The sequence below is a fragment of the Cytobacillus firmus DS1 genome, from assembly GCF_000565285.1.
In the GTDB taxonomy this organism is placed as follows: domain Bacteria; phylum Bacillota; class Bacilli; order Bacillales; family Cytobacillaceae; genus Cytobacillus; species Cytobacillus firmus_A.
On the sequence record NZ_APVL01000013.1, the window covers coordinates 92,325 to 118,306 of the forward strand.

Annotated in this window: 24 protein-coding genes and 1 pseudogene; 3 read left to right on the forward strand and 22 right to left on the reverse strand. The window is 42.6% G+C overall.

Translation table 11 applies throughout. From position 1 onward, the window contains the following. Positions 1 to 75 precede the first annotated feature (75 nt). The 6 genes from PBF_RS17000 to PBF_RS17025 all read right to left on the reverse strand — a co-directional run bounded on the left by PBF_RS17000 (position 76) and on the right by PBF_RS17025 (position 7,344). On the reverse strand, positions 76 to 588 hold the full coding sequence (locus PBF_RS17000; protein WP_035331259.1) for an adenine phosphoribosyltransferase: 513 nt from the start codon (positions 586 to 588) through the stop codon (positions 76 to 78). Then, positions 579 to 2,948 (reverse strand): single-stranded-DNA-specific exonuclease RecJ, encoded by a 2,370-nt coding sequence (gene recJ / locus PBF_RS17005; protein WP_035331261.1) that lies wholly within the window; start codon positions 2,946 to 2,948, stop codon positions 579 to 581. Before recJ ends, PBF_RS17000 begins: the two co-directional genes overlap by 10 nt. 159 nt (positions 2,949 to 3,107) lie before the next feature. After that, complete coding sequence (locus tag PBF_RS17010; RefSeq protein WP_035331263.1) at positions 3,108 to 3,425, reverse strand: LapA family protein; 318 nt, start codon at positions 3,423 to 3,425, stop codon at positions 3,108 to 3,110. 24 nt (positions 3,426 to 3,449) lie between these two features. Further along, positions 3,450 to 4,352 (reverse strand): cation diffusion facilitator family transporter, encoded by a 903-nt coding sequence (locus PBF_RS17015; RefSeq protein ID WP_035331264.1) that lies wholly within the window; start codon positions 4,350 to 4,352, stop codon positions 3,450 to 3,452. Positions 4,353 to 4,486: 134 nt separating this feature from the next. Next, a complete protein-coding gene (gene secDF, locus PBF_RS17020; RefSeq protein WP_035331265.1) occupies positions 4,487 to 6,751 on the reverse strand; it encodes a protein translocase subunit SecDF in 2,265 nt (754 codons plus the stop codon). Between the two features lie 296 nt (positions 6,752 to 7,047). Further along, positions 7,048 to 7,344 carry a post-transcriptional regulator gene (locus tag PBF_RS17025; RefSeq protein WP_035331267.1) on the reverse strand — a complete coding sequence of 99 codons (297 nt, stop codon included), beginning with the start codon at positions 7,342 to 7,344 and terminating at the stop codon, positions 7,048 to 7,050. A gap of 122 nt (positions 7,345 to 7,466) precedes the next feature. Here PBF_RS17025 and spoVB point away from each other — a divergent pair, with 122 nt between their 5' ends. After that, entirely contained in the window at positions 7,467 to 9,032 is a 1,566-nt protein-coding gene (spoVB, locus tag PBF_RS17030; protein ID WP_035331269.1) for a stage V sporulation protein B, read from the forward strand. Between the two features lie 28 nt (positions 9,033 to 9,060). Here the strand turns inward: spoVB and PBF_RS17035 are convergent, their stop codons facing one another. Beyond that, positions 9,061 to 9,711, reverse strand: coding sequence for a DUF421 domain-containing protein (locus PBF_RS17035; RefSeq protein ID WP_035331271.1), 651 nt, complete (start codon positions 9,709 to 9,711; stop codon positions 9,061 to 9,063). A 116-nt stretch (positions 9,712 to 9,827) separates the two neighbouring features. Here PBF_RS17035 and PBF_RS17040 point away from each other — a divergent pair, with 116 nt between their 5' ends. Further along, on the forward strand, positions 9,828 to 10,295 hold the full coding sequence (locus tag PBF_RS17040) for a TIGR04086 family membrane protein (RefSeq protein ID WP_081757309.1): 468 nt from the start codon (positions 9,828 to 9,830) through the stop codon (positions 10,293 to 10,295). A 38-nt stretch (positions 10,296 to 10,333) separates the two neighbouring features. On the opposite strand, the gene yajC is transcribed toward PBF_RS17040, so the two are convergent. The 15 genes and pseudogenes from yajC to nadB all read right to left on the reverse strand — a co-directional run bounded on the left by yajC (position 10,334) and on the right by nadB (position 24,655). Then, on the reverse strand, positions 10,334 to 10,618 hold the full coding sequence (yajC, locus tag PBF_RS17045) for a preprotein translocase subunit YajC (protein ID WP_009333093.1): 285 nt from the start codon (positions 10,616 to 10,618) through the stop codon (positions 10,334 to 10,336). A gap of 74 nt (positions 10,619 to 10,692) precedes the next feature. Further along, a complete protein-coding gene (tgt, locus tag PBF_RS17050; protein ID WP_035331272.1) occupies positions 10,693 to 11,832 on the reverse strand; it encodes a tRNA guanosine(34) transglycosylase Tgt in 1,140 nt (379 codons plus the stop codon). Positions 11,833 to 11,892: 60 nt separating this feature from the next. After that, positions 11,893 to 12,921 carry a tRNA preQ1(34) S-adenosylmethionine ribosyltransferase-isomerase QueA gene (gene queA, locus PBF_RS17055; protein WP_035331274.1) on the reverse strand — a complete coding sequence of 343 codons (1,029 nt, stop codon included), beginning with the start codon at positions 12,919 to 12,921 and terminating at the stop codon, positions 11,893 to 11,895. A gap of 32 nt (positions 12,922 to 12,953) precedes the next feature. After that, the gene (locus PBF_RS17060) at positions 12,954 to 13,160 is read right to left on the reverse strand and encodes a DUF2905 domain-containing protein (RefSeq protein WP_035331276.1); all 207 of its coding nucleotides are present in this window, start codon (positions 13,158 to 13,160) and stop codon (positions 12,954 to 12,956) included. Beyond that, on the reverse strand, positions 13,157 to 14,158 hold the full coding sequence (ruvB, locus tag PBF_RS17065) for a Holliday junction branch migration DNA helicase RuvB (RefSeq protein WP_035331278.1): 1,002 nt from the start codon (positions 14,156 to 14,158) through the stop codon (positions 13,157 to 13,159). The genes PBF_RS17060 and ruvB overlap by 4 nt, the downstream gene beginning before the upstream one ends. Positions 14,159 to 14,470: 312 nt before the next feature. Continuing rightward, positions 14,471 to 15,082, reverse strand: a complete 612-nt coding sequence (gene ruvA, locus PBF_RS17070) for a Holliday junction branch migration protein RuvA (protein WP_035331280.1) — start codon at positions 15,080 to 15,082, stop codon at positions 14,471 to 14,473. A 149-nt stretch (positions 15,083 to 15,231) separates the two neighbouring features. After that, complete coding sequence (locus tag PBF_RS17075; RefSeq protein WP_035331282.1) at positions 15,232 to 15,795, reverse strand: tyrosine-type recombinase/integrase; 564 nt, start codon at positions 15,793 to 15,795, stop codon at positions 15,232 to 15,234. 498 nt (positions 15,796 to 16,293) lie between these two features. Then, positions 16,294 to 16,842, reverse strand: a complete 549-nt coding sequence (locus PBF_RS17080; protein WP_035331284.1) for an intercompartmental signaling factor BofC — start codon at positions 16,840 to 16,842, stop codon at positions 16,294 to 16,296. A gap of 164 nt (positions 16,843 to 17,006) precedes the next feature. Next, on the reverse strand, positions 17,007 to 17,750 hold the full coding sequence (locus PBF_RS17085) for a YhcN/YlaJ family sporulation lipoprotein (RefSeq protein ID WP_035331286.1): 744 nt from the start codon (positions 17,748 to 17,750) through the stop codon (positions 17,007 to 17,009). Positions 17,751 to 17,863: 113 nt separating this feature from the next. Continuing rightward, positions 17,864 to 18,856, reverse strand: coding sequence for a phosphotransferase (locus PBF_RS17090; protein ID WP_035331288.1), 993 nt, complete (start codon positions 18,854 to 18,856; stop codon positions 17,864 to 17,866). Further along, positions 18,840 to 20,258 carry a hypothetical protein gene (locus PBF_RS26190; protein ID WP_160169267.1) on the reverse strand — a complete coding sequence of 473 codons (1,419 nt, stop codon included), beginning with the start codon at positions 20,256 to 20,258 and terminating at the stop codon, positions 18,840 to 18,842. Before PBF_RS26190 ends, PBF_RS17090 begins: the two co-directional genes overlap by 17 nt. 303 nt (positions 20,259 to 20,561) lie before the next feature. Further along, positions 20,562 to 20,709, reverse strand: a pseudogene (safA, locus tag PBF_RS27220) (SafA/ExsA family spore coat assembly protein); the annotation flags it as partial. Between the two features lie 424 nt (positions 20,710 to 21,133). Further along, positions 21,134 to 22,240: a quinolinate synthase NadA gene (gene nadA / locus PBF_RS17105; RefSeq protein WP_035331292.1), complete on the reverse strand. Its 1,107-nt coding sequence runs from the start codon at positions 22,238 to 22,240 to the stop codon at positions 21,134 to 21,136. Positions 22,241 to 22,266: 26 nt separating this feature from the next. Next, positions 22,267 to 23,103 (reverse strand): carboxylating nicotinate-nucleotide diphosphorylase, encoded by an 837-nt coding sequence (gene nadC / locus PBF_RS17110; protein ID WP_035331294.1) that lies wholly within the window; start codon positions 23,101 to 23,103, stop codon positions 22,267 to 22,269. Beyond that, the gene (nadB, locus tag PBF_RS17115) at positions 23,072 to 24,655 is read right to left on the reverse strand and encodes an L-aspartate oxidase (protein ID WP_035331296.1); all 1,584 of its coding nucleotides are present in this window, start codon (positions 24,653 to 24,655) and stop codon (positions 23,072 to 23,074) included. The genes nadC and nadB overlap by 32 nt, the downstream gene beginning before the upstream one ends. 132 nt (positions 24,656 to 24,787) lie before the next feature. Here nadB and PBF_RS17120 point away from each other — a divergent pair, with 132 nt between their 5' ends. Further along, positions 24,788 to 25,939, forward strand: a complete 1,152-nt coding sequence (locus PBF_RS17120) for an IscS subfamily cysteine desulfurase (protein ID WP_235192283.1) — start codon at positions 24,788 to 24,790, stop codon at positions 25,937 to 25,939. Positions 25,940 to 25,982: the final 43 nt, after the last annotated feature.

Here is a 25,982-nt window from a genome sequence, read left to right on the forward strand (position 1 = left end):
GAATGCACCAAACCTTGAGAAAACAGCCAATTAAAAAGAGCGCCATTTCTTCTGGCGCTCTCTTTGTATAAAAAATTAATACTGCATCAATGTCAGAATGTCATAGTTATCCAGCTTTTTACGCCCATCAAGGTATGTTAACTCGATAAGGAATGCAATGCCTGCCACTACTCCGCCAAGTTCTTCAACCAGCTGGATGGTTGCATCGATTGTTCCGCCTGTTGCAAGGAGGTCATCAGTGATCAGGACTCTTTGCCCTGGTTTGATGGCATCTTTATGAATAGTTAATACATCTTTGCCATATTCAAGGCCATAATTAACCTTGACTGTTTCACGTGGAAGTTTCCCTTCTTTGCGGACTGGTGCAAAGCCTACACCTAGAGAATAAGCTACAGGGCAGCCAATGATGAATCCGCGGGCTTCAGGGCCAACTACCAGGTCAATCTTCTTTTCGCGTGCATATTCAACAATTTGATCAGTAGCATATTTATACGCTTCACCATTGTCCATAAGTGTTGTAATATCTTTAAATTTAATGCCTGGCTTCGGCCAATCTTCTACAATTGTTATATACTGTTTTAAGTCCATTTTTCTTCCTTTGCCTCCTCATGTTTTACAGCCCCTTGCATAACTTCATCAAACCAGTCTTTGAGCTGCTGAAAGGATGAATAGAGCAAATCGCTCTCAAGAGTGTATTGTGCCTGTTTAAGCTGATAAGTTCGTGAATCAGCTAAATCCCGTTTAGTGGATGTATTGTTTAACGAAATGACACCATTATTTATTTTAACAAATTCCAATTCAAAAAACACTTGAGACATAAAATCTACCGTCTCCCTGCTCCAACCCTTATGCTTGGCTATATCATTCCCATGACGCCTGATATCAATTGAACCTTTTTTAGCAATCAGGGCAAAATACCATTTAAAATGGTCTCTTGTGGGCAGTGTGCTGAAATAGTCACTGTCTTCTTTATAGAAATGAGCATAGATTCTGGCAGGTTTTTTGCCGGAGAAAACATGTGCAAGGATTTCCTTTGAAGGCGGCAAATCAGCCAGTACAACGTTTGAGCCTTCTAGTTTTAAGGCTTCTGCATCTTCTGCAGATGTTATTTTCACCATGTTTTCACCTGCAAATGTCTTATATTTAGAAATATATTCCTCATTAAAAAATATCCAGGTTGTGTTTGCCTCAGGAATGACACCTTGAAGCCTTTCAAGCCGTTTTAAACTCCGGATATCAAACAGCTGCCAGGAGTTTACTGCCATATCCTGCAGGAAAATTTGCGGTTTTTTAATATTATTCCATTCATTAATGGATAATTCACCAATAACGGACAGCTTGGAGTATGGTGAAATATGCTCATGCAAATGCCCAAGCCCAAAACCGATCCCATCAAGTGAAGATCCATCATTCTCGATTGTGACTTTAATATGGTTCTGTTCAGATCCGATCTTTCTCATAGCTGCAATATTAGCATCTTTTATCATTACTTTCGGTTTTGCATTCCCCATCCCAAATGGGGCAAGCAGCTGCATCTCTGCAATAGAAGAAAGATTGATATCTTTTATATGGAAAACCCCGTCAATGGAGGTTACAGGAATAAAATCTTCCTCAGTCAGCTGTTCATTTGCAAGAGCTTTTAGTCTGCTTCTCAGATCATCAACCGAATCAATGGATAAAGTCATACCCGCTGCCATCGGGTGCCCTCCAAAGTGGGGCAGAATGTCCCGGCATTCAGATAGATTTTTGAACAGATCAAAACCTTCTATACTTCTTGCTGAACCCTTCGCCAGCCCTTTTTCACTGTCATAACTAAGGACAATGGCCGGGCGGTAAAACTTTTCAACAAGCTTCGAAGCTACTATTCCGATTACCCCGGCGTTCCAGCCTTCTTTCCCAACAACAATAACTGAATGCTCACTGATTGGGAAATTTGTTTCAACCTCATGAACCGCTTGTGCTGCAATGTCATTGACAATAGCTTGCCTCTCTTTATTCAGCATTTCAATTTCTTCGGCAATGGCCTGTGCTTCATAAGGATCATTTGTCAGAAGCAAATCCACAGCAGGATTCGCGCTTTCAAGCCTTCCGGCTGCATTGAGACGAGGGCCGATTGTAAAACCGATCGTTTCCTCACTAATGGATGGAAGCTCGATTCGTGCCGCTTTAAACAAAGCATTCAAACCTGTATTTTTAGTTGATTTCAGTTTTTGAATCCCGCGCTTGGCAATAAGTCTGTTTTCTCCTGTTAAAGAAACAAGGTCAGCAATTGTGCCGATCGCAGCTATTTCCAAAAGGTGATCAGGCATTTCACCATACAGTGCATGTGCAAGCTTAAAGGCTACTCCAACACCGGCAAGTTCCCGAAATGGGTATCTGCTTTCCGGATGCTTAGGATGCACAATGGCCAATGCTTCAGGAAGCACAGGGCCGGGCTCATGGTGATCTGTAATGATCAAATCCATTCCAAGCTCTTTTGCAGTTTTTGCTTCATTTACAGCAGAGATTCCGGTATCTACAGTAATAATTAAACGGATGCCAGTTTCGGCTGCATGCTCAAAAGCCGGGATATTTGGCCCATAGCCTTCCGTAAAACGATTCGGTATGTAGAATTGGACATCAGCACCGAGATCTCTAAGCGCCATCATCATGACAGAAGTACTGGTCACACCATCCGCATCATAATCACCAAAAATTAAAATAGGTTCCTGTTTTTCAATGGCTTCTTTTATTCTGGAAACAGCAATTGCCATATCTGTCATTAAAAAAGGATCATGAAATTCCTGCTCATTATCCATCAGAAAATACCGTGCTGAATCAACGGTATCCATTCCGCGATTAATTAACAGCGATGCTGCAAGAGGAGAAATATTCAGTTCCTGTGAAAGCCGCTGTACTTTATCCTCTTCTGTTTGCCGAACAATCCATCGCGTTCTTGAATGTAACATACGTTCACCCCTCAGCTTATTCATTATACAAGAGGGGAAGGTGCGTTTCAATAAGTTAAAATCGGGTTAATCCATACAATTTTGGAAAGAAAAACAGGTGCTGCAGGTTACTTTTTGAGACCAAAAGAAAAACTTGAGCAAAAGCTCAAGCCTGTTCACTCAATGTATATCCCTATCCAGCTCTTTTTCAAGTTCTTCCTTATCAGCATTATCTTTTACAGAATTTCCTGCTTTAAGCTTTTCATTTTCCCTTTTTAGTAATTTCACTTGCCTCTGAAGTGAGTAAATGCGGACAATGCCGACAGAACCTACAATTAGCCCACCCATAAGAACAGATCCTAAAATCACTAGAATCAGCGGCCACCGGCTTTCCCCAAACAAGTAGTTAACCGTTACATTATCGACATTGATCACTGCAAAAACAGCCACGATCAGCGCAAATAAAAAACCCAATAATAAAGTCCATTGAAATTTCATTCTATCCTCTCCCTGATATATTCTCTAATTTATATGTTCTTCGCTGTAAGGATTAATGTGCACAAAGACATTTTGCACATTTTCCAATTGGAGCAGCTTGCGTTTTACTTCTTTGCCGACCCGGTGGCCATCCTCAACAGTCATATTCGGATCCACCGAGACTTTAATATCAACAATTACATAATGTCCGTGTTCCCTGGCATGCAGTTCATCAATCCTTTTAACCTGGTTGACGGATTCAGCCGTTTTGCGCATTTCAAGTGTATCTTCCTCATGAAGCACATGATCAAGTGTGCTATGAATGGATTCTTTCCCAAGCCGCCATGCCATCTTGAGAATCATAAGGGATACAATGAGGCCAGCCACCGGATCTGCATACTCAAGCCATTCAATCCCCATTCTTCCGCCAATAATTGCACAGCCAATACCTATTAAAGCTGCAATTGATGAATAAACATCTGAACGGTGTTCATAAGCATTTACAATTAAAGCATCACTGTTTAGTTTCTTTCCCAAATTATACTTATACCGAAACATTGATTCTTTCACAATAATAGAAACCAGCACTGCAGCTATTGCAATTGCTTTTGGTGGTTCAATTGGCGAAAAGAATGATTCAAATGATGATTTACCAATTTCAATTCCCACAAGGAACAGCAGGACGGCAACAATTATGGCTGCTATCAATTCTGCTTTTCCATGGCCATACGGGTGATCATCATCCGGCGGCTGTTTCGCAGCCCTCAGACCCAAATATACAGCAAAGGATCCGGCAACATCTGAAGCTGAATGAACCGCATCCGCCACCAGCGCTTTACTTCCTGAATAAACCCCAATTCCCCATTTGAGGGCGGCTAGAATAATATTGCCCACGATGCCAATTATAGCTGCAAATTCAGCTTTCTTAAAACGATCGTTATTTTCCAAAGCGATACTTCCTTCCTCCCTGATCTTGCTATTAGTTTATCCTATTTCCCGGAATCATTAACCAAATTCGTAAAATAGACAGCATCCTGACTTTTAAAAAAAACCCAGGCAATCGCCTGAGTTTTTTTTAATTATTACACTTGAGGTTCGTCACTGACTTTGCGTTTTTCTTTAACAGTGTGAATAACGCCTTTTTCTTTCAGTTCTTTGCCTTTCCATACTGCCCATATCTGTGCAGCAAGGAAAATGGATGAATAAGTACCTGCGATTAAACCGATCAGAAGTGCAAATGAGAAGTTTCTGATTGATTCACTTCCAAACACGAGCAGCGCAACGACTGTAAATACAACCGTTAAAACAGTATTCACAGAGCGGCCAAGCGTTTGGCGAAGACTCTTATTTACAACATCCGCTATATCTTCAAATGACTTGAGCTTTTTCTTTTTCTGCATATTCTCACGCATCCGGTCGAAGGTTACGATGGTATCATTGATCGAATAACCGACTACCGTCAGGACTGCCGCAATGAAGGTAATATCCACTTCAAAACGCGTAAAGCTAAATACAGCGATTATAAAGAAGGCATCATGCAGGAGCGCAAGAACTGCCGGAATCGCCATCTTGATCTCAAAACGAATGGATACATAAATGATAATGCCTACAGAGGCTATCGCAAGAGCTTTCAGTGCATTTTTAGCGAGTTCTTTTCCTACAGTTGGTGAAACTGTGCTGACATTCGGATCTTGACCGAATTTTTCATGAAAATGAGTCTTAACTTCTGCTATTTCGCCTTTAGTTAAAACATCTTTAAATCTAGCAACTCCAATATCTTTATTATCTCCTGAGATGACAATATCATCTGTCTCGATTCCAAGAGCTGATAATTCAGCTTGGAAATTTTCTTTTGTCATAGATTCACTTGCCCGCTGCTCGATCCGGGTACCACTGACAAAATCGATTCCTAGATTTAAGCGGAATATAGAAACAACAATGATTCCTGCTGAAATTAGAACAGCAGAAAGGATGAAAAACTTCTTGCGGTTTCCTACAAAATCAAACTTATCGAATTTGGTCGGCAAATCAAGGGTATCGTAATTTTCAGCAATATTTTTGATCTCACTTTTCTTAACACCAAACCAGCCTGGTTTTTTATCAAGAGCTTTACTATGGACCCAAAGCCCCATAAGCAGCCTTGTACCGTATACGGCAGTAATAAAGCTTGCCAGGATGCTTATTATAAGCATGGTTGCAAATCCCTTTACAGAACTTGTCCCATACATGAATAATACGGCTGCCGCTAGAATAGTTGTGATATTCGCATCAAAGATTGTAGAAAGTGAGTTTTTCTCTCCAGCCTGGAAAGCAGATTTGATTGTCCTGCCCACTTTCATCTCTTCACGAATTCTCTCATAGGTAATGATATTCGCATCAACAGCCATACCAACCCCCAGAATGAGCGCAGCTATACCAGGCAGCGTCAATACGCCATTCATCCAGTCAAAAACGAGTAAAATCAGATAAATATAGAAAGATAATGTAAGTGTCGCTATAAACCCAGGGAAACGATATACGGCAATCATGTAAATAAATATAATTGCAATGCCAATAATACCGGCAAGAATGGTCGTTTCCATTGCCTGCTCACCAAATTTAGCACCTACTGATGTTGAATAAACTTCATCGAGCTGTACAGGAAGGGATCCTGCATTCAATAAATCTGACAGTGTCTGTGCTTCTTCAACCGTAAAGTTCCCTACAATGGACACGGTATCCTGATTAAAGATCTGGCTTACCTGAGGAGCAGACAGATATTTGGGATCTTCTTTAGCCGATTCAGCCTTGAAAGAATCCTTGCCTTCTTCAAAATCAAGCCAGATGACAAGCAGGTTATTTGGCGTTCCCATGTTGACAATTTTTTCGGTTACATCTTTGAATTTTCCGGCACTTTTCAGTTTCAATGAAACGCTTGGCTTTCCATTTTCATCAAATGTCTGCTTTGCCCCATTTTCTGCAAGGTCTGAACCATCCATCATTATTTGATCATTAACATCTCTGAATGAAAGATTTGCTTCGGTAGACAGAATTTCCCTTGCCTTATTCTGATCTGTTACACCAGCAAGCTGAACACGGATCCGCTTATCTCCCTCAATTTGGATATTCGGCTCGCTTACACCGAGAACATTGATTCGCCTGTCAAGTGCTTCAGCAGTACTTGCAAGGACATCTTTATTTACCTTCTGCCCATCTTTTGGTGTCACATCATAGAGCACTTCGAATCCGCCCTGCAAATCAAGGCCAAGCTTAATATTTTTTAAAATGTTATTTGTCGTTGCCCCTGCCAGACTTCCCAATAATAAAACAATCAGGAAAAAAGCAACGATACGGCTGCGCTTTACCATTCTGAATAAATCCTCCTTAGCTATCGCCCGCTACTAAATATAACAGGCACCGCATCAGCGAGTGTGATGCATTATTTACCTTACAGGCTTGCATGGCCAGTCCACATATCTATTAAATGCAGCCTGACCGTTAATTAAATCATTGCCGTTTTTACCATTCGCTCTTAAATTTCATTCTATGTAGAACAATGCTATGAAAAAGACCGATTACTCCGCTTTTCATTATGAAACAGATTGTAAAACCTGTCAATTTGTCTTATTTCATGTCAACCCTTGAAAAAATTGGAAACAACTGGCTACCTTAATAGTTTTCTTCTTTCTTCTTCATTATTTAAATCAAATTCATCTTCCTTAAAAGACTCGATGGTAGCATAGTGAATGTATTCACTCACCTTTACCTTCATTACTTCTTCCACAATTTCAAATAGCCTGACATTTTCTTTTGGTTTTTTCCATTTTTTCTTTGTCAGATATACCCAGAGATCCTGTTCAGTTACTTTTTTATATCCCAGAAGCCGAAATTCATCCAGTTTGCTTTCCAATGCAGGTTTTACCGTAGTGCGAAAATAATCATATTCATGGCCGATTTTCATTTTCAGCCGCCTCCCCGCCATTAATCACATGGAAATTATGATAGCTTGTCATGCTTTGTCCTCTATCTTGCATATAGATAATTGTATATGATATTACCCATTTTGAGAAGGCAGGGAGTTGAATGTCCAAATTTCTGAAAGGTACCATGATCCTGCTCGCTGCAGGGCTGGTGACCCGGGTCCTTGGCTTTATTAACAGAATTGTCATTGCCCGATTTATTGGAGAAGAAGGTGTTGGCCTTTATATGATGGCCTTTCCCACCATGATTCTTGTTGTCACGATTACACAGCTTGGGCTGCCGGTTGCTATTTCTAAAAATGTGGCCGAGGCAGAGGCAAGAGGCGATACAGCAAAAATCAAGAAAATATTAATTGTTTCCTTGGCAACTACCATCTCGCTTTCCATTGTTTTCACTCCCGCTTTAATTTTGCTCGCTCCATTATTATCAGAGACACTCTTTACTGATAACCGGACCCATTTGCCTTTGATGGCAATCGCTCCAATTGTGCCGATCATTGCAGTTTCCTCTGTCATTCGGGGTTATTTCCAGGGCAGGCAGAACATGAAGCCTGCTGCCTATTCCCAGATGATTGAGCAGGTAGTCCGAATCAGTCTGATCGCTTTAATGACTAAGGCATTCCTGCCATATGGAATTGAGTATGCAGCTGCTGGTGCCATGCTGGCAGCAGTCATCGGGGAGTTTGCATCATTGCTTTATTTAATGACCACATTTAAGCTTAAAAAGAAATTCAGAGTCAGGAAGCAATTTTTTAAATATGTGTCTTCCGGGAAAAGTACATTTAACGAATTGATGACCGTTGCCCTTCCAACGACAGGCAGCAGAATGATCGGTTCTGTAGCGTGGTTTTTTGAACCGATTGTGGTGGCGCAGAGTCTGGCACTTGCAGGTGTGGCGGCAGCTGCGGCTACGAAGCAGTATGGTGCTCTTACGGGCTTTGCCATGCCTCTTCTGATGCTGCCATCTTTTATTACTTATTCGCTGTCAACCTCTCTTGTTCCGGCTATAAGCGAGGCAAATTCCCAAAATAATATGCGTCTGATCGAATATCGGCTTCAGCAGGCGCTTCGATTTGCATTTATTACCGGGGGCCTTGCAGTGGTGGTTCTTTACGTCCTTTCCGATCAGCTAATGGAAGTGATGTATGGCTCCTCAAGCGGTTCACATTTTATTAAACTGATGGCGCCCTTTTTCCTGTTTTATTATTATCAGGGACCTCTTCAGGCAACTTTGCAGGCATTGAATCTCGCCCGTGCTGCCATGATCAACAGTTTGATTGGAGCTGTAGTAAAGACGGCCGTTATCTTTCTCCTTGCCAGCCAGCCTGCATTCGGGATAAACGGAGTTGCAATGGGGATTTTGACAGGCACAGTTCTGGTGACAATGCTTCACTTTGCAACCGTTCTGAAAGCTATTTCGTTTACTTTTTTCGTAAGGGATTATATAAAAACGATTATTGCAATGGTAATGTCAGGAGGCTTAGGGTTCTGGATGCTAAAAAACACCCTTGCCTCAGACATGAATACAGCCTTAAGGGTTATTTTGATATCCACAGTCATCACAATGGTCTATACTATCCTTTTATTAATCTTAAAGCTGATTAGAAAGAATGACTTAGTTCGTATACCGGGAATCGGCAAAATGATATCCAGGCTTGCATTTAAATAATAAACAAGGGCTGCTGAACTGTCCTTGTTTATTTTCTTTCATCAAGCAGGTCCACATAAAATTGGCCATTTTCATAACTGCAGAATGAAATATTGGATATTTCTTTATACCCTTCTTTTCGAAGTTCCTGACGCAGCCAAAAGTCACTTTTATTTATCGTTTCAAGATTAGTTTTCTGAATCGTTCCATCTATAATTAAAGGGATCGTTATCCCTCCCTCATTACTGTCATTTCTTTCAAACACTGACAACGTGCCGGAGGATTCAAGGATAGCAAATTCCACATCGGAGATTTTGGCAATATCTTTTTCTCTTAATTGCAGTAGCAGGTCATCAAAGTTATACCTCTGCTTCCTCATGGCATTTTCATCTATTTTTCCTTTATTAATAATTATGGTCGGCTTTCCATCAACTACGTCCCTGAATGTTTTGCTCTTCAGGGAGAATATGGCTAATACAATTTGTACAACCATCAAAAGGAGCATGGGGAGCACATTTTTCAAAATATTTGAATCCGGAGTTTCAATCGCGACAACTGCAAGTTCTGCAATCATGATATAGACGACGAGGTCCAGGATGCTTAGCTCACCAATTTCCCTTTTGCCCATTAGTCTAAAGATGAGAAGAATGACTGCATATAGAAATAAGGTTCTTACAATGATGATTAGATATTCTTCCACTTCTACAGCACTCCTTTTGATGCAATCCTTTATATTCTTCCGCTTTATTGAACTTTTATGAGTATATGAGGTTTTTTCTTTGAACAATTTAGATTCTATTTTTTCATTGTCTGAATATGCTTGTACTAAGGAAAAGGCTGGTTACCTCAAGGGTCGAAACCTGTTCCTGTTCACTATTAAGAAGGGAGAGGGTCCATATAGAAGAATCAAAGAACGTTGGAAGCGCTGTACTTTATGGTATTATTGCGATTTTTGCCATTGCCGTTGCCGGCAGTCTCATTTTTTCACTGCTATTGAGATTTACATCACTGCAGGAGTCTTCCTTGCAGTATATTATTACTGGTGTTTCATTCATTTCTCTTTTCGCAGGCGGGTTCATTTCCGGAGGAAAAGGTAAGCAAAAAGGCTGGCTGCTCGGAGGCTTAACCGGCCTTATTTATTCAATCGTTATTTTTCTTTTTCAATATTTGGGACATGACAGTTTATTTAATATGGAGCAAATGATTTACCACACCTGTTTCACACTTACGGCCATGATGGGCGGTATATTGGGAGTGAATCTCAACACCAAAAGAACCGCATAAAAAAGAAGGTCCTGAGTTTCCGGGACCTTCTTTTGATATTAAGATTTTGCTAATGCATCGCCAGTTGCCTGCGTTACTTCGCGGATCGCTGCACGATCGTATGTAAGACGGCTTCCGTCACCACATTTAATAACCACTTTGTCTTCGTCGATGGCATCAACGAATCCATGAAGGCCGCCGATTGTAACAACCTTATCTCCCTTTTTCAAATCACTCTGCATTTGCTGAACTGCCTTTTGGCGTTTCTGCTGCGGACGAATTAACAGGAAATAGAATAACACAAACATCAGCAATAATGGTCCTAATGTTCCTAAAAGCTCCATTGTTTTCCCCCCTTTCAAAGATCGGCACGATTCAAGGAAAAGCTGCTCCTTAAATGAACTCTCAATTTTTATTATTAAAAGTTCTTCGCGTTAGGCTTATTAAATCCATACCTTTCGAAAAACTCTTCTCTAAAATCACCCAGGCGATCTTCCCTAATTGCCTGTCTTACCTGCTCCATTAATTTTAACAGAAAATAAAGATTATGGTAAGTTGTAAGCCTGATTCCGAATGTTTCATCACAGCGGATCAAATGCCTGATGTAAGCACGGCTGTAGTTTCGGCATGTGTAGCAATCGCAATTCTCATCTATAGGGCCGAAATCTCTTGCAAATTTTGCATTCTTAACAACCAGCCGGCCATTACTTGTCATCAATGTTCCGTTCCTCGCAATCCTGGTAGGAAGAACACAGTCGAACATATCGATTCCTCTGATCGAACCATCAATCAAAGAATCCGGGGATCCCACTCCCATAAGGTATCTTGGCTTATTAGACGGCATTAGCGGAGTTGTAAATTCTAGCACACGGTTCATTACATCCTTCGGCTCGCCTACCGATAATCCGCCCACAGCATACCCAGGGAAATCAAGAGATGTTAAGTCTCTCGCGCTCTGTTTGCGCAGCTCCTCATATTCTCCGCCCTGTATTATACCAAAGAGTCCCTGGTCATTCGGGCGCTTGTGAGCTTTTAAGCAGCGCTCAGCCCATCGGGAAGTCCGCTCTACTGACTTCTTCATATACTCAAAAGAAGCTGGATACGGCGGGCACTCATCAAATGCCATCATAATGTCAGATCCAAGCGAATTTTGAATATCCATTGCTTTTTCAGGTGATAAAAACAGCTTGTCACCATTCAAATGGTTCCTGAAATGAACGCCTTCTTCTTCAATTTTGCGGAATTCACTCAGGCTGAACACCTGAAATCCGCCGGAATCTGTCAGAATGGCCCGGTCCCAATTCATAAACTTATGCAAGCCGCCTGCTTCTTCCACGATTTCCTGACCCGGCCGAAGCCAGAGATGATAAGTATTGCTCAGAATGATGCCCGCTCCCATTTCCACCAATTCTTCCGGGGACATGGTTTTTACTGTAGCGAGTGTTCCTACGGGCATAAACACAGGGGTTTCAAAAGAACCATGCGGCGTATGGACCCGTCCCAGACGGGCACCTGTTTGCTTACATGTTTTAATTAATTCATAACGAATTGCAGTCAAGTTGCAGTTCTCCTTCCATTTAAAAGCACATTAGTCCTGCCCGGGATAGGCAGAATAATATTACAAAATGAGCATAGCATCTCCAAAGCTGAAGAACCGGTACCGCTCCTCAACTGCCTGATTATAGGCATTCAGAACGTTCTCACGGCCTGCCAGTGCACTAACAAGCATAATTAAAGTTGATTTAGGCAGGTGGAAATTTGTAATCATGCCATCAATCGCTTTAAAATCATAGCCTGGATAAATGAAAATATCAGTCCAGCCGCTTGCTTCCGCAAAATGGCCATTATGCGCAGAAGCAATGGTTTCTAAAGTCCTCGTGGAAGTAGTCCCCACACTGATGATTCTTCCTCCCTGCTCACGCACATCATTTAAAAGCCGAGCAGTTCCTTCAGTTACCTGGTAAAATTCAGCATGCATTTCATGCTCATTTATATCATCTACACTAACAGGCCTGAAAGTTCCAAGACCAACGTGCAGGGTAATAAAAGCAATATGCACACCCATTTTTTTTATTTCTTCAAGAAGCTGTTCAGTAAAATGAAGGCCTGCTGTCGGAGCTGCAGCAGAACCGCGTTCACGGGCAAACACAGTCTGATAACGATCTCGATCATCAAGCTGCTCTTTAATATAAGGAGGCAAAGGCATTTCTCCCAATTGCTCAAGCACCTCATAGAATATCCCTTGGTACCTGAACTCAAGTACCCTGCCGCCATGATCTGAAGTTCCAGTGCAGACAGCAGTCAATTTGCCGTCTCCAAATGTTATCTCAGTTCCTTCTTTTACTCTTTTGGCTGGTTTAACAAGTGTTTCCCAGGAATCCCCTTCAATCTGTTTGAGAAGAAGCACCTCTATTTTCGCACCAGTGCCTGTCTTTTCTCCAAACAGCCTCGCAGGAAGGACCTTTGTGTCATTTAATACAAGGCAATCTCCTGCTTTAAGATAATTCTTAATATCTTTAAAAACACTGTGCTGAATATCCCCGGTTTTTTTATCAAGGACCATTAGCCTGCTGCTTGTCCGATCAGCCAAAGGCGTTTGTGCAATTAATTCTTCAGGCAAATGAAAATCAAACCAATCTACTTTCATGATGTCACCCTTCTGTTATTCATATAGATAGACTACCGGAACCTGCCAATAAAATAAAAGATGGCAGATAGGATAATGCTCAGCAAAATCGACGTAACGACTGGAAAATAAAAAGTCGTATTGCCTTTCCTGATCACTATATCCCCTGGCAGCTTGCCAATATTAATAAACTGGCTTATAAATCCTGCGGCAAAAATGATCGCACCAATGACCATCAGCCACTTTGATATGCCGCTCAATCAGCAGGCACCTCCATTTGAAAATGGCGGTACACCAGGTCTGTTACTATTCTTCCTCTTGGTGTCCGCTGAAGAAACCCAATCTGCAATAAATAGGGTTCATAAACATCTTCAATCGTATGCGATTCTTCCCCTATGGTCGCTGCAATGGTTTCAAGGCCAACAGGTCCGCCGCGGAATTTTTCTATTATCCCTCTTAATAATTTATGGTCAATATGATCAAGGCCTAAACGGTCAACCTGCAAAAGCTCCAGGGCTTCCCTGGCCAGTGTTTCATCAATTTGGCCATCTGCTTTGACCTGCGCAAAATCCCTGACTCTCCGGAGGAGCCTGTTTGCAATTCTAGGCGTGCCTCTTGACCTTCTGGCCACTTCAATGGCTGCTTTTTGATCTATGCTTGTATCTAGCACCTCAGCTGTACGGACAACAATATCCGTCAGCTGCTCTTCTGAGTAATATTCAAGCCTGCTGAGCACGCCAAAACGGTCTCTTAACGGAGCCGATAACGATCCTGCCCTTGTAGTCGCGCCAACAAGTGTAAAAGGCGGCAAATCCAGCCTTACTGATCTGGCACTTGGCCCTTTTCCGATAACAATATCCAGACAGAAGTCTTCCATTGCAGGATAAAGGACTTCTTCTATAGACCGCGGCAAGCGATGAATTTCATCAATAAACAGGACGTCACCCGGTTCCAATGCAGTCAGGATCGCCGCCAAATCACCTGGCCTTTCAATTGCAGGGCCTGCAGTGGTTCTTATATTTACGCCCATTTCATTGGCAATAATAGCAGCCAGAGTGGTTTTTCCCAAACCCGGCGGCCCATATAGAAGGACATGATCCAAGGTCTCCTCGCGTATTCTGGCGGCTTTGATAAAGATCCCGAGGTTCTCCTTTACTTTATCCTGACCAATATACTGCTTTAATGTCTGCGGGCGCAGACTCTGTTCAAATGAAAGATCCTGAAGATCAGCTTCACCGGATATTATCCGCTCTTCCATACTTAATCACCTTCTTAATTCAGCATAAAACGAAACGGCCTTTTCCAATAAAGTGAAACTTCAATCAGTGGGGGGTTTCTTATCCCCCACTGATTGTTAGTCGCGTTCTAGTGTACCTAAGATCTCCGCTAGCGCTTCAATCAATCGACACTACGAACCCGATTGGTTCAACTAAGCCTCTGCCTGCGCGTCGGCAAGTTTCACTGTATCTCACCAATCGGGCCTTTACGGGCAGTTTGACCCCCACTTATCCTCGTTTGATTCCTCTGAGTCTTTAAGCGGGGGTCTTACTGCCCGTTAGACTGCGACAAATTATAGTTTTAAAAGCATTTGCAGTGCCTTCTTTATGTATTGGTCCGTTGTAAGCTTTTCCTTCTTCAGTTCCGGCGTAATCTTTTTAAGTTCCTTATCTGAATAGCCCAGCGCTTTTAATGCAAGCAAGGCTTCCTCCAAGTCTCCCGCTGGCCCGCTTTCAGCCTGAAGTTTATCCGCTGAAAACAGATTAGGGAAAAAGTCGGGTACAATATCCGGAAGCTTCCCTTTCAGATCAAGAATCATTTGTCTGGCTGTTTTCTTTCCGACTCCAGGAAACTTAACGAGGAATGCTTCATCTTCATTTTCAATCGCCTGCACCACCTGTTCCGGTTCACCTGAAGCAAGAATCGCAAGAGCTCCCTTCGGCCCAATGCCGGTAACATTGAGCAGCCTGGTAAACAGGGTCTTCTCCTCACGAGTCTGAAAACCATACAAAGCCATGATATCTTCCCGTACATAATGATACGTGAATATCCTGACTTCCTGCCCAAACTCCGGTGTATAACTAAATGGATTAGGCGTTAATATCTGGTATCCAATTCCATTGTTTTCGACAACTACATATTCAGGTCCAATAAAATCCAGCCTGCCTCTTACAAATTCAAACAATGCCTTTCTCTCCTCTGATTCAACTGTACCTCATTGTACCATAAACTATTTTGGCACGAAGAATAAAATGCTGAACAGGCTGGGAATAGATACATTGCCTGTTGACGAAAATCCTTATGAACTATTACAGCCAATGCTTTAAACTCATCCTATAGATTAACATCAACTTTTATCAATTGCTTCCCGCCTCTTTCAATACCGAGATAACGCAAAGTTTCAGCGGAAGAATGATGGTTATAGATGGACATAATGATTGAAATGGCAATCCCTTTTCTATATGCATGATAGCCAAATGTTTTTCGAAGTGTATGCGTACCGATCTTCCCTGGAATTCCAGCTTCCTTTGCAGCATTATTAATGATCCGATAGGCTTGCTGGCGGGTAATTGGCTGGTTATTCTTTTTCGATTTGAAGAGATAATCACATTCAGAGAAATCATGCTGAGTAAAATACTTTTTCAGTTCTTTTTTCACGCTGTTATTTAGGTAAAATGCTTTATTTTCATCGCTATTGATATTGTTTAAATAAATAAACTCTTTGATCTCCTTCCCATCCCAAACATCACTGATTTTCAGAGATAGCAAATCACTGACTCTTATGCCCGTATTAATACCTAATACAAAAAGTAATAGATCGCGCTGTGACTGCTGCCTTAATATCTCTTTAATTTTATTTATGCTTTTGATGTCCTTAATAGGATCAACATATTCCACAAGATTCCCTCCTGCAACTAATGTTACATAAGTATAAGCTATCAAAAAATAAGTAACATTACAATGATTGGATGCTGTTTATAAGAAAAGCGCAAGCGCCTTGCCCACGAAGGAACGCAGACTAAAAGCGCCACGTCCTGTGGCAACGTCTGCATGACCCGCATCCTGCGGGCCTCAGGCATAAAACGGTTCCTGTAGAAGGCGCATTTCCTTCTAGAAGGAAACGGCTTATGATCCCGAGTCCCTAAGAGCCGAAACAAGACAAGCTTGTGACCTCGAGGGGGTAGGCTGCTTGCGCTAGACAGTTATCGACGTTCAAAATTTTATACTTTCTTATCTTTTTAAGAAAACAAAAAGCGCCTTGTTCATCCTTGATACCTTGAGGAGGAAGGGGCAGGAGCCAGACAGTTTTCAACGTTTAAAATAAAAATATCTCACTGTTTTTAAAAACAGAAACATGCAAGGGGAGTTCATTCCCTTGCATGTTTCACTGCTTCTTCAATTCGCCTGCTTTTCACCGGCAGTATAGCTTTTAAAGGTTTCCAGAACTTCCACATATCGATCTTTTGAAACAATAGGTATTCCTTTTTTTAATTCTTCACATTTTGTGCTTTCTAATTTTCCTAAATCGATTTGAAAGAAAGACTGAATGATATTTGTTTTTTGCGGTCTGCCATTAAAAATGGTTAAAGTGCCGTCCTCAGTTATCCCAAAGTACCCATTTGCTTTTAATAATGGCGATATATCATCCATTTTCCGGCGGAACACTATATAATCTATATCCATATCAACAAGCTGCCATTGATCATATTTAGCCCAGAAATCTTCAAGAGTCCATATGGTTTCCTCTATCGTTTCCTGGCTCACTTCCCCATCCAGATACTCCCTTTCCAAAATGACCTCCATCTTAAGCGGGCCTTCAATTTGTTCCTCTGCTGCCATAGCATATAGCGATGTGCTGTTGGATAAAAAATTGAATGTGTCCGTATGGAAGAAGAGATAAAAGGAAGCAGCTCCTGCTATTAGTAAGCCCCATATGGTTCTCATGATCGATCACCTCGATTAAATAGTAACTTCTTCACTATCTGCCTGAGCCTGTTTTTCCCAGATCTTTATGATTAGTGTGGCCAATATTTTCATGTTTATCCTGAAATAATTTTATATGTAAAAAAGGGGCAAAGCTCAGCTGCTTTACCCCTAATGCTAATTCGTTATTTTTCCCTGCGGAATAAGTTTTTTAAATCCCAGTCAATTTGCTCTCTTGGGCCTCCATCACGAAGATTATTATCAATGTTTCTTAAACGGCTGAATGTTCCTTCGTCTGTTACCACCTTTGCAGATCTTCCCCGCAGATATGGCTCCACAGCTTCATGAATCGCTTCTTTCGTCTGTTCTTCCTTATCGTAATCAGTCAGATCTACAGCAATCAAAACATTGCTGCCATAGGTAACCGACCTGACGTCTTCAACATTTGGAACAGATGCTGCAACATCGCCGATTTTTTCAGCAAGCTCACCTTCATAAGCCTGATAATAAGAATTTTTGGCTTGTCGTGTATTGTCATCGAGATGGCCATGATAATTTGCATCGCTATGGCTAAAACGATTATCTTTCCTGAAAAAGCCGCGATCTCTGTCTGCAATAGGAATAGTAGGGTTTCCGGTATTTTCGTTCCGGACTCTCCCGGCATTATTGTCAACTTGGTTATAGCGGGTATTTTTCCCCTCGCCTCCAAGCGTATGATCCATCATTTCTGTCAGTGGCCCATCATTATCGGTACCATCTTCCACCCGGACATTTCCACCGCGGTTTCCGTGATTTTCATTGGAGTAATAGCCCATGGGCTGACCCATTTCATTGTTCCGTTCACCAGTTGCATCTTCATTCGTTCCGCATGCTGTCAATCCCATTGATAAGATGGCAGCCATCGGCACTGCAAGCAGTTTCTTGTGCAAGCGAAAAACCCCCCTCGCTAATATTACAAGCATGAGCATTTCTGCTCTTAGTTAGCTTGTGAGCGAAAAGAGGCTTTCATTCAGTCCATTTACGTCCAATTTTTTTATTAGCATTATTTGTTTTTCTCATTGGCAGCATATTTAAGTGCTTTAATAAAACGCTGTCTTTCAGCAAACTGGCCTACAGTTAAATCCAAAACAGGGCGAATTTTTACAGAATCAAGATACGATCTATCCCTTATTACACGATTCCATTCCCTGAAAATATCAGTTGGAAATGCCAATGCATAAAGAAAGCCCTTTTCTTCAAGATTGGATTTTAAGATTGGATATTTTCTCAAATCTTCAAAGGACCAATTCATAAAAGGAAGGATGCGATTTGCATACTGCAGATAATCGGAATGAGGAGCCCCTATTGCTACCAGATCAAAATCAAGCAGGTATAAAGATTGATCTTTTGCTCTGAGAAAATTATGATGCGCTACATCACCGTGCAGAATAACCTGCTTCCCCGATTGAAAAAGCCAGGCTTCGTCTTCAATGCCTTTTAAGGACCAATCTGCCCAGGCTAATAACTCATTAATAATTTCTTTTTGGACAAAATATCTTACTACAGGGAGATTATTAAGGAAAAGGGTTGCTCTTTCTCTCCACTTGTCCGCCTGCCTATATGCTGGCACAACCCTTTGATAACGGCTGACCAGCTTCTCTGTAGTATCGTGGAATTTCTTCAGCAGCTCCAGCCCTTCTAACCGATCTGTCTTCAGGTAATAAGTAAAAACTTCTTTCGAAGGCGGTAAATACTCCATACAGCCGTAATAAGTCCTGTCAAAAAACAAAGGCGGTTCCTTGGCAACTTCGTAAAAAATATATGTTTTTGAAAATCCTTCCTTCATTAATGAAGAGGTGAATGCTTCCTGAAGCTTTAGACGGTGGTAGGATGAGAACCCTTTTAATATAAAGGACCTTTCCTGTGTCCTCAGTAAATAAACCTTCTTTCGGACTTGCTTTAATTCTTCAATTTTAAATGGCAGCTGATCCTGCAAATAGGAGAGGAGACGATTTTGAACTAAATCGTCTCCTCCATTATTAACCGTCGTATTCACTGCTTTCGTCTATGTTTCTTGGCATTCCGAAAGGCGCTCCGCCCATTGGGCCAAAACCCTGACCAAAACCTGGTCCCGGACCATAGCCGAACCCTGGACCATACCCCTGTCCTGGGCCATATCCTGGTCCGTATCCTCCAGGAGCAAATTGCGGTCCTCCACAGCCGCAATCATTGGAAGCTCCCATCACCGATCCAGGCATCAATGGCTTTTGAGACATGCCTGGGGATTCTTCCATTCCCTGCACCTGCGGCATCTGATGCGGCATTTGCATTCCCATGTCTTCTGCTCCCATTACACCCGATGGCATTTGGTGCGGCATCTGCGGCATCATTGCTCCCTGTACCTGCGGCATCTGGTGCGGCATCATTGCTCCCTGTACCTGCGGCATCTGGTGCGGCATCTGCGGCATCATCGCTCCCTGTACCTGATGTGGCATCTGGTGCGGCATCTGCGGCATCATCGCTCCCTGTACCTGCGGCATCTGGTGCGGCATCTGCGGCATCATTGCTCCCTGTACCTGCGGCATCTGGTGCGGCATCTGCGGCATCATCGCTCCCTGTACCTGATGTGGCATCTGGTGCGGCATCTGCGGCATCATTGCTCCCTGTACCTGTGGCATCTGGTGCGGCATCTGCGGCATCATTGCTCCCTGTACCTGATGTGGCATCTGCTGTCCCATATCTTCTGCCCCCATCACATCCGATGGCATTTGAGCCATTGGCATAAACGGAGAAGATTCATCATAATCCGGACTTTCCACTCCGGCCATCATACCCATATGAGGCATTTGATGCTCAGGCATCGTTGCTCCCTGCACCTGCGGCATCTGATGCGGCATTTGCATTCCCATGTCTTCTGCTCCCATCACACCCGGTGGCATTTGGTGCGGCATCTGCGGCATCATCGCTCCCTGCACCTGTGGCATCTGGTGCGGCATCTGCGGCATCATTGCTCCCTGCACCTGTGGCATCTGGTGCGGCATCTGCGGCATCATTGCTCCCTGCACCTGTGGCATCTGGTGCGGCATCTGCGGCATCATTGCTCCCTGCACTTGAGGGAATGGCATTTGAGGGTAACATGGATTATAAGGAAACATCGGCTGATATTGACCTCCTTGATGTGTATAAAGAGATGATTCGCTTTCCGGCGATTCAGGGCTTTCTTGATTTGAAGACGGCTTTACCTGCGGAAGGATATTAACTGGTTTAGGCGGGAGCTGGGGCTGCGGCTTAGATTCGGAAATTGGCAATGGTTTTTGCTGTGGTTTTGTTTCTGCAGGCTTCACTGGTTTTTCCTTTGCTTTAACCTCTTTAGCAGGCAGAGGTTTCTGCTGCTGCGGTTTAACCTCTTTTGCCGGCAGCGGCTTTTGCTGCTGTGCCGGCTGCTGAATATTCATCATGTAATAATATATTTATATCAATTTCCGGCATAATAGGTGTTGGCATTTTGGGCTTATAAGGTTTTTTTGGAACTTCCTTCGGGGCCTCTGCTTTTGGTGCAGTCTTAGGCACCTCTTTCGGAATTTCAACCTTCGGTGCCGTTACTTTTGGCATTTCCTTTTTAGGTGCTTCAGCTTTCGGCATGGTAATAGGTTTCTCTTTGGCAAAAGGCTGTTCTGCTTTTGGCATTTCCTTTTTGGCACCCAAATTTATTTTTGCCGGTGTTCCTCCAATAGGAGCTTCTTTTTTTATAGAGCCTCCACTTGCAGGAACTTTTATTTTCATACCGGGCATAATCATATCAGGGTTGCTGAGCTGTGTATTCATCTTTTTCAGCTCTTCAAAATTCACGCCGTACTTTTTGGCAATCTTCCAAAGAGTATCCCCTTTCTGTACGATATGGATTTTCACTCTGAATTCCCTCCTATGCTTAAGGTGATGCTTCCATCTGTGATGGCTGGCTTTAGGTCCACATGATGTGGGTGGTCACACAGAATTTGCCGCAGATGCGGCTTTCTTGTGCCCTAATCAGCATTTACGGGCATTTCATCCATTTATGTGAAGGTGCAGATTAGTGCCCGTTAATCTCGATGAGTCCATATAGTGTATGAAGGATTGGGCAAATTGCTAACAATCTACACAAAAAGATATGCTTTTTTTCCGGGAATTATGATTCATCGTTTCATTCATATACCAATCACAGCAATGGGCAGTAAGGCAATAAAAAAATCCTCCAGCAGTGGAGAATTTTTTTTTAGGCATAGCTTCCGCTAAGTATATTTTACCCTGCGGGCTATTTTTCAATTTTAACAGCCTGAAAAGCCTTGTGCCACATTTATGGACGTTCAAGCATCCTGTCAAGTGCCAGTTTAGCATATGCCGCAGTTGGCTCTTCAACCTGAATCAGATTTTGGCTCTTACCCTCCCCGATTGCTTCAAGAGACCAAACCAGGTGCGGCAAATCAATTCGGTTCATGGTCAGGCAAGGACACATATGAGGGTTAAGTGAGATAATTTTCTTATCCTGATGCCGGGCGATAATCCTTTTAACTAAATTCATCTCTGTACCGATTGCCCAGGAAGATCCAGGCTTTGAGTGTTCAATTGCATCGATTATAAAATTGGTTGACCCTGCCATATCGGATAACTCTACCACTTCTCTCCTGCATTCGGGATGAACAATGATTTTCATATCGGGATATTGCTTCCGAACTTCCTGGACATTTTCAATAGTAAAGTTTTCATGAACAGAACAATGGCCTTTCCAAAGAATCACTTTTATTTCCTCAAGCTCCCCTTCATATTCCAACTGGTCTGTAATAGGGTTCCATACAGCCATTTCTTCAAGAGCTATTCCCAGGTTATAAGCTGTATTTCTTCCAAGATGCTGGTCAGGCAGAAAAAGAATTCTCGGCTTCTGCTCAAAGGCCCAGCTCACCATTTTTTCAGCATTCGAAGAAGTAACTGTCGCTCCCCCGTAACGGCCAACAAAAGCCTTTATGGCCGCAGTAGAGTTTACATACGTTAGAGGAAGCATAGTATCGCCAAACATATTCTGCAGCCTCGTCCAGGCTCTTTCTGTTTGACTTATATCAGCCATATCAGCCATGGAACAGCCTGCACGCATATCAGGCAAAAGCACCTTTTGACGTGAAGATGTTAATATATCCGCCGTTTCAGCCATAAAGTGAACTCCGCAAAATACAATATATTCCGCCTCGGTATTCTCCTGTGAAAGCTGTGCAAGCTTGAGTGAATCACCTGTAGCGTCCGCAAATTGGATGACCTCATCCTTCTGATAATGATGACCCGGAATGAACAGCTTATTCCCAAACCTATTTTTTATTTCTCTTGCCCGATCCTCCAGTTCCTTTACAGTCATCATCCGATATTTTTCCGGTAGGATATTTGTTTGTTTTTCTGCTGTCTGAAAAATATTCATTTGCCCCAAACCCCTTTGTCAACAATTTATTCCACAATAACCTTCACGCTTATATCAAGAGATTTCACAGAATGGGTAAGAAAGCCGAGGGAAATGAAATCAACTCCTGTATCGCTGTAAGCCTGCAGGTTATCGAGGGTTATTCCTCCGGAGGCTTCAGTCACTATCCCATTCGGCACGCTTCTGATCCACTCTTTTATCTCTTCCGGACTCCTGTTGTCGAACATAATTACATCTGCACCTGCTTCAACTGCTTCCAGGACTTGTTCTTTTGTTTCCGTTTCGACTTCGACTTTTACCATATGCCCAATTTTTGAACGCACTTCTTCCACAGCTTTTGCAATTGAGCCGGCAAAAGAAATATGGTTGTCTTTAATCATGACTGCATCATAGAGGCCATATCGATGATTAAATCCACCTCCGGACCTTACTGCATATTTTTCAAGCATTCTCAGGCCTGGAGTGGTTTTTCTAGTATCACAAATTTTTGTATGTGAACTGTTAAGAACCCCGACAGCCTCACTTGTTTTTGTTGCAATTCCGCTCATTCTCTGGAGCAGATTCAAAATAACTCTTTCTCCTTTTAATAAATCCGCTACCGGCCCTGCGGCTTCAGCAAGGATTTGACCTTTCTCAATACAATCTCCGTCTTTTACTTTTATATTGACTTCAGCTGCCGGATTCAGAATCTTAAATCCTGATCTGACTATTTCTTCACCGCAAAAAATCCCTTTGTCTTTTGCCAGGAAAATGACTTTTCCTGTCTGGCCCTCTCCAAAAATAAGTTCACTTGTCAAGTCACGGTCACCAATGTCTTCGAGAAAATATTGTTCAAGTTGCAATCGCAGCTTTAATTTGTTCATTTTCACCATTCCTTTCAGCTTTTCGGCAGTGAATAATTCTTTTTCCAAGCCATTCCGGGCTTTCGAAAGGATAATCCTGCCGGAAATGACCACCCCGGCTCTCTGTTCGCCTTAATGCAGAATCTGTGATCAGATAGGCTGCAATCAGCATGAAAGCCCGTGTTATTTCCTCTATTGAAAAATGATCAAGATCTGCTGTTATCCATTCTTCAATTTTGCAGCCTTCAAGCCAGGCCATCTGAGCGAAAAGCCCTTCCTTTGTTTTAATAATCCCGGCATTTTTCATCATGTTCATTTTAATTTCTTCAACTGAAGGCAAATCTTCTTTAAATGTCCGCCTTAATTCCGGATTATGAATTTGCTGTTCTACAGCAGGTTCACTAAAAGGCTGTTCATTAAGCCAATCCGCAAGCCGCTTGCCGCAATACAGCCCTTCCAGCAGGGAATTGCTTGCAAGCCGGTTAGCACCATGTATACCTGTGCATGCAGCTTCACCAATCGCATACAGTCCGGAAATGCTGGTGCGGCCAAATAAATCAGTTTTTATTCCTCCCATTAAGAAATGGCTTCCGGGAGAAACTGGAATTTTCCCAGATCCTAAATCTACGCCGTTTTCTTCACATATTTTTGTTATGGTTGGAAATCTGGATTTAAAGTTTTCGATTGAAGAGATGTCCAGAAACACGGTCCTCCCCTTCTTCAGTGAATGATAAATGGCCTGTGACACTATATGTCTAGGCGCTAAATCTCCCTGTGGGTGAAGACCTTCCATTACAGAGCGGCCGTCTTCTGTAATAAGACGGCCGCCCTCTCCCCTTACAGCTTCAGAGATCAGCCCCAGTGTTTTGCCTTCTTTGCAGAGAAGTGTGGGGTGAAATTGGATGAATTCCATATCAGCTATCTCTGCACCGGCCCTGTATGCTAAGGCAATCCCATCTCCAGTAACGGTATCGGCATTAGAGGTATATTCATACAGCTGGCCGCATCCCCCCGTAGCGAGCACAACATGAGAGGAAAAAAAACGATGAAAGGCACCAGCAGAATCTTTTCCTTTTAGCCCTATACACCTGCCGTCTTTTTCATTTATGAGCAATTGGAATACAAGAATATCTTCTAAGATTCGAACATTGGGATTTTGCTTTAACAGCATAAAATCGATGACTGTTTTTCCTGTGCTGTCTCCGCCCCCATGAACAATTCTATTTTCTGAATGAGCTCCTTCCCTTCCTAACGCAATGGATCCATCAGAATCCATATCAAACTGGCATCCCTCCTGATTCAGCTCTTGTATCAGAGATGGCGCCTCACTGGTCAGGGACAGCACTGCATCAGAATCATTATGAAACCTCCCTGCTTCGAGTGTATCCATGTAGTGCTTTGATGGGTGATCATTTTTTCCCAGGGCAGCTGCAATGCCGCCCTGCGCCATATATGAGTTTCCATTTTTCACAGTTGACTTTGTGAGAATAATCACATTTAAGTCCTGGCGCAGCTTCTTTGCCAACTGCAGAGCGGCTACCCCGCTTCCAATAATTAAAACGTCGGCATTCATTATTTTTACCTCCTGTTTTTACAGGTGTCTTGACACATATATTTACACAGATTTAGAATTATGACAAGAGGTTTTCATAGTTTAAGAGGAACTTCTGAGTTTTTGAACGATTTAATTTGAAAGAGAAAGCAGGTGGGGTACATTAAATATTTCGATTATGCCGCATCATGTCCACTCGACAGGGAAGCGGCAGACGCCTATATAAAAGCCTCAACTGAATACTTTGGCAATTCCCGCAGCCTTCATGATACCGGGAGCGCAGCAGAAGGGCTCCTTGAAAATTGCAGGAGGGAATTGGCAGGAATTTTAGGCGTTAAGAGTGAAGGAATCTATTTTACAAGCGGAGGTACGGAAAGCAATTTTCTTGCAATAGCTGCGTTGCTTTCTGCTTCTGAAAAATCTGGAAAACATATCATAACGGGAATCGCTGAACATTCCTCCATTCATAGTGTTTTAGAGAAATTGCACCTTGAAAAAGGCTATGAAATTACAAGAATTCCTTTTGGCTCAGATGGCCGTATAGACCTTAAAAAATTGAGTTCAGCCATCAGGGATGATACCGTCTTAGTTACCATACAGCATGGCAATTCTGAGATCGGCACATTGCAGCCTCTCCTTGAGATCAGCGAGCTTTGCAGGGAATGGCAAATATTGCTGCATAGTGATTGTGTCCATACGTTTGGCAAATCAGATTTAAAAGATGTCGCCAGCTTTGCTGATAGTCTATCCTTTTCTGCCCATAAATTTTACGGTCCAAAAGGGGTCGGAGCGGTTTACTTAAAACCAGGCATGCGGTGGAGCTCCTTCTTACCCGGAGTTTCACACGAAAAGGGATTCAGGCCAGGCACCGTAAATCTTCCGGGAGTTGTCGGGATGACAGTGGCTGCACAGAAAGCTTATGTAAATTTAAGCAAACATAACAGCCATTACCAAATGCTGCGAGAAGTACTGCTGAAGGAGCTTGAACCCTCACAGGAGAAATTCGTAATATACGATTTTACAGGCTCTTACCAGCTTCCTTCTACATTGGGACTTCGGCTAAAAGGGGTGGAAGGACAATATATCATGCTCGAATGCAATAGGCTCGGATTTGCCATCTCTACAGGAAGTGCATGCAGCACAGGCCTGCAAACTGTTTCTAAAACGATGGAGGCACTGGGGGTTGCAGATAAAAAAGGCAAAGAATTTATCAGGATTTCTTTCGGATGGAATACATCTGCTGAAGATGCAAAGGCATTGGGGGGAAAGCTGGCTATCATGGCCCGGGAACTCGTACCGCTCTAATTTTATCTTCTGCCGTTCCTTATGTTAGAATGAGACATTATCG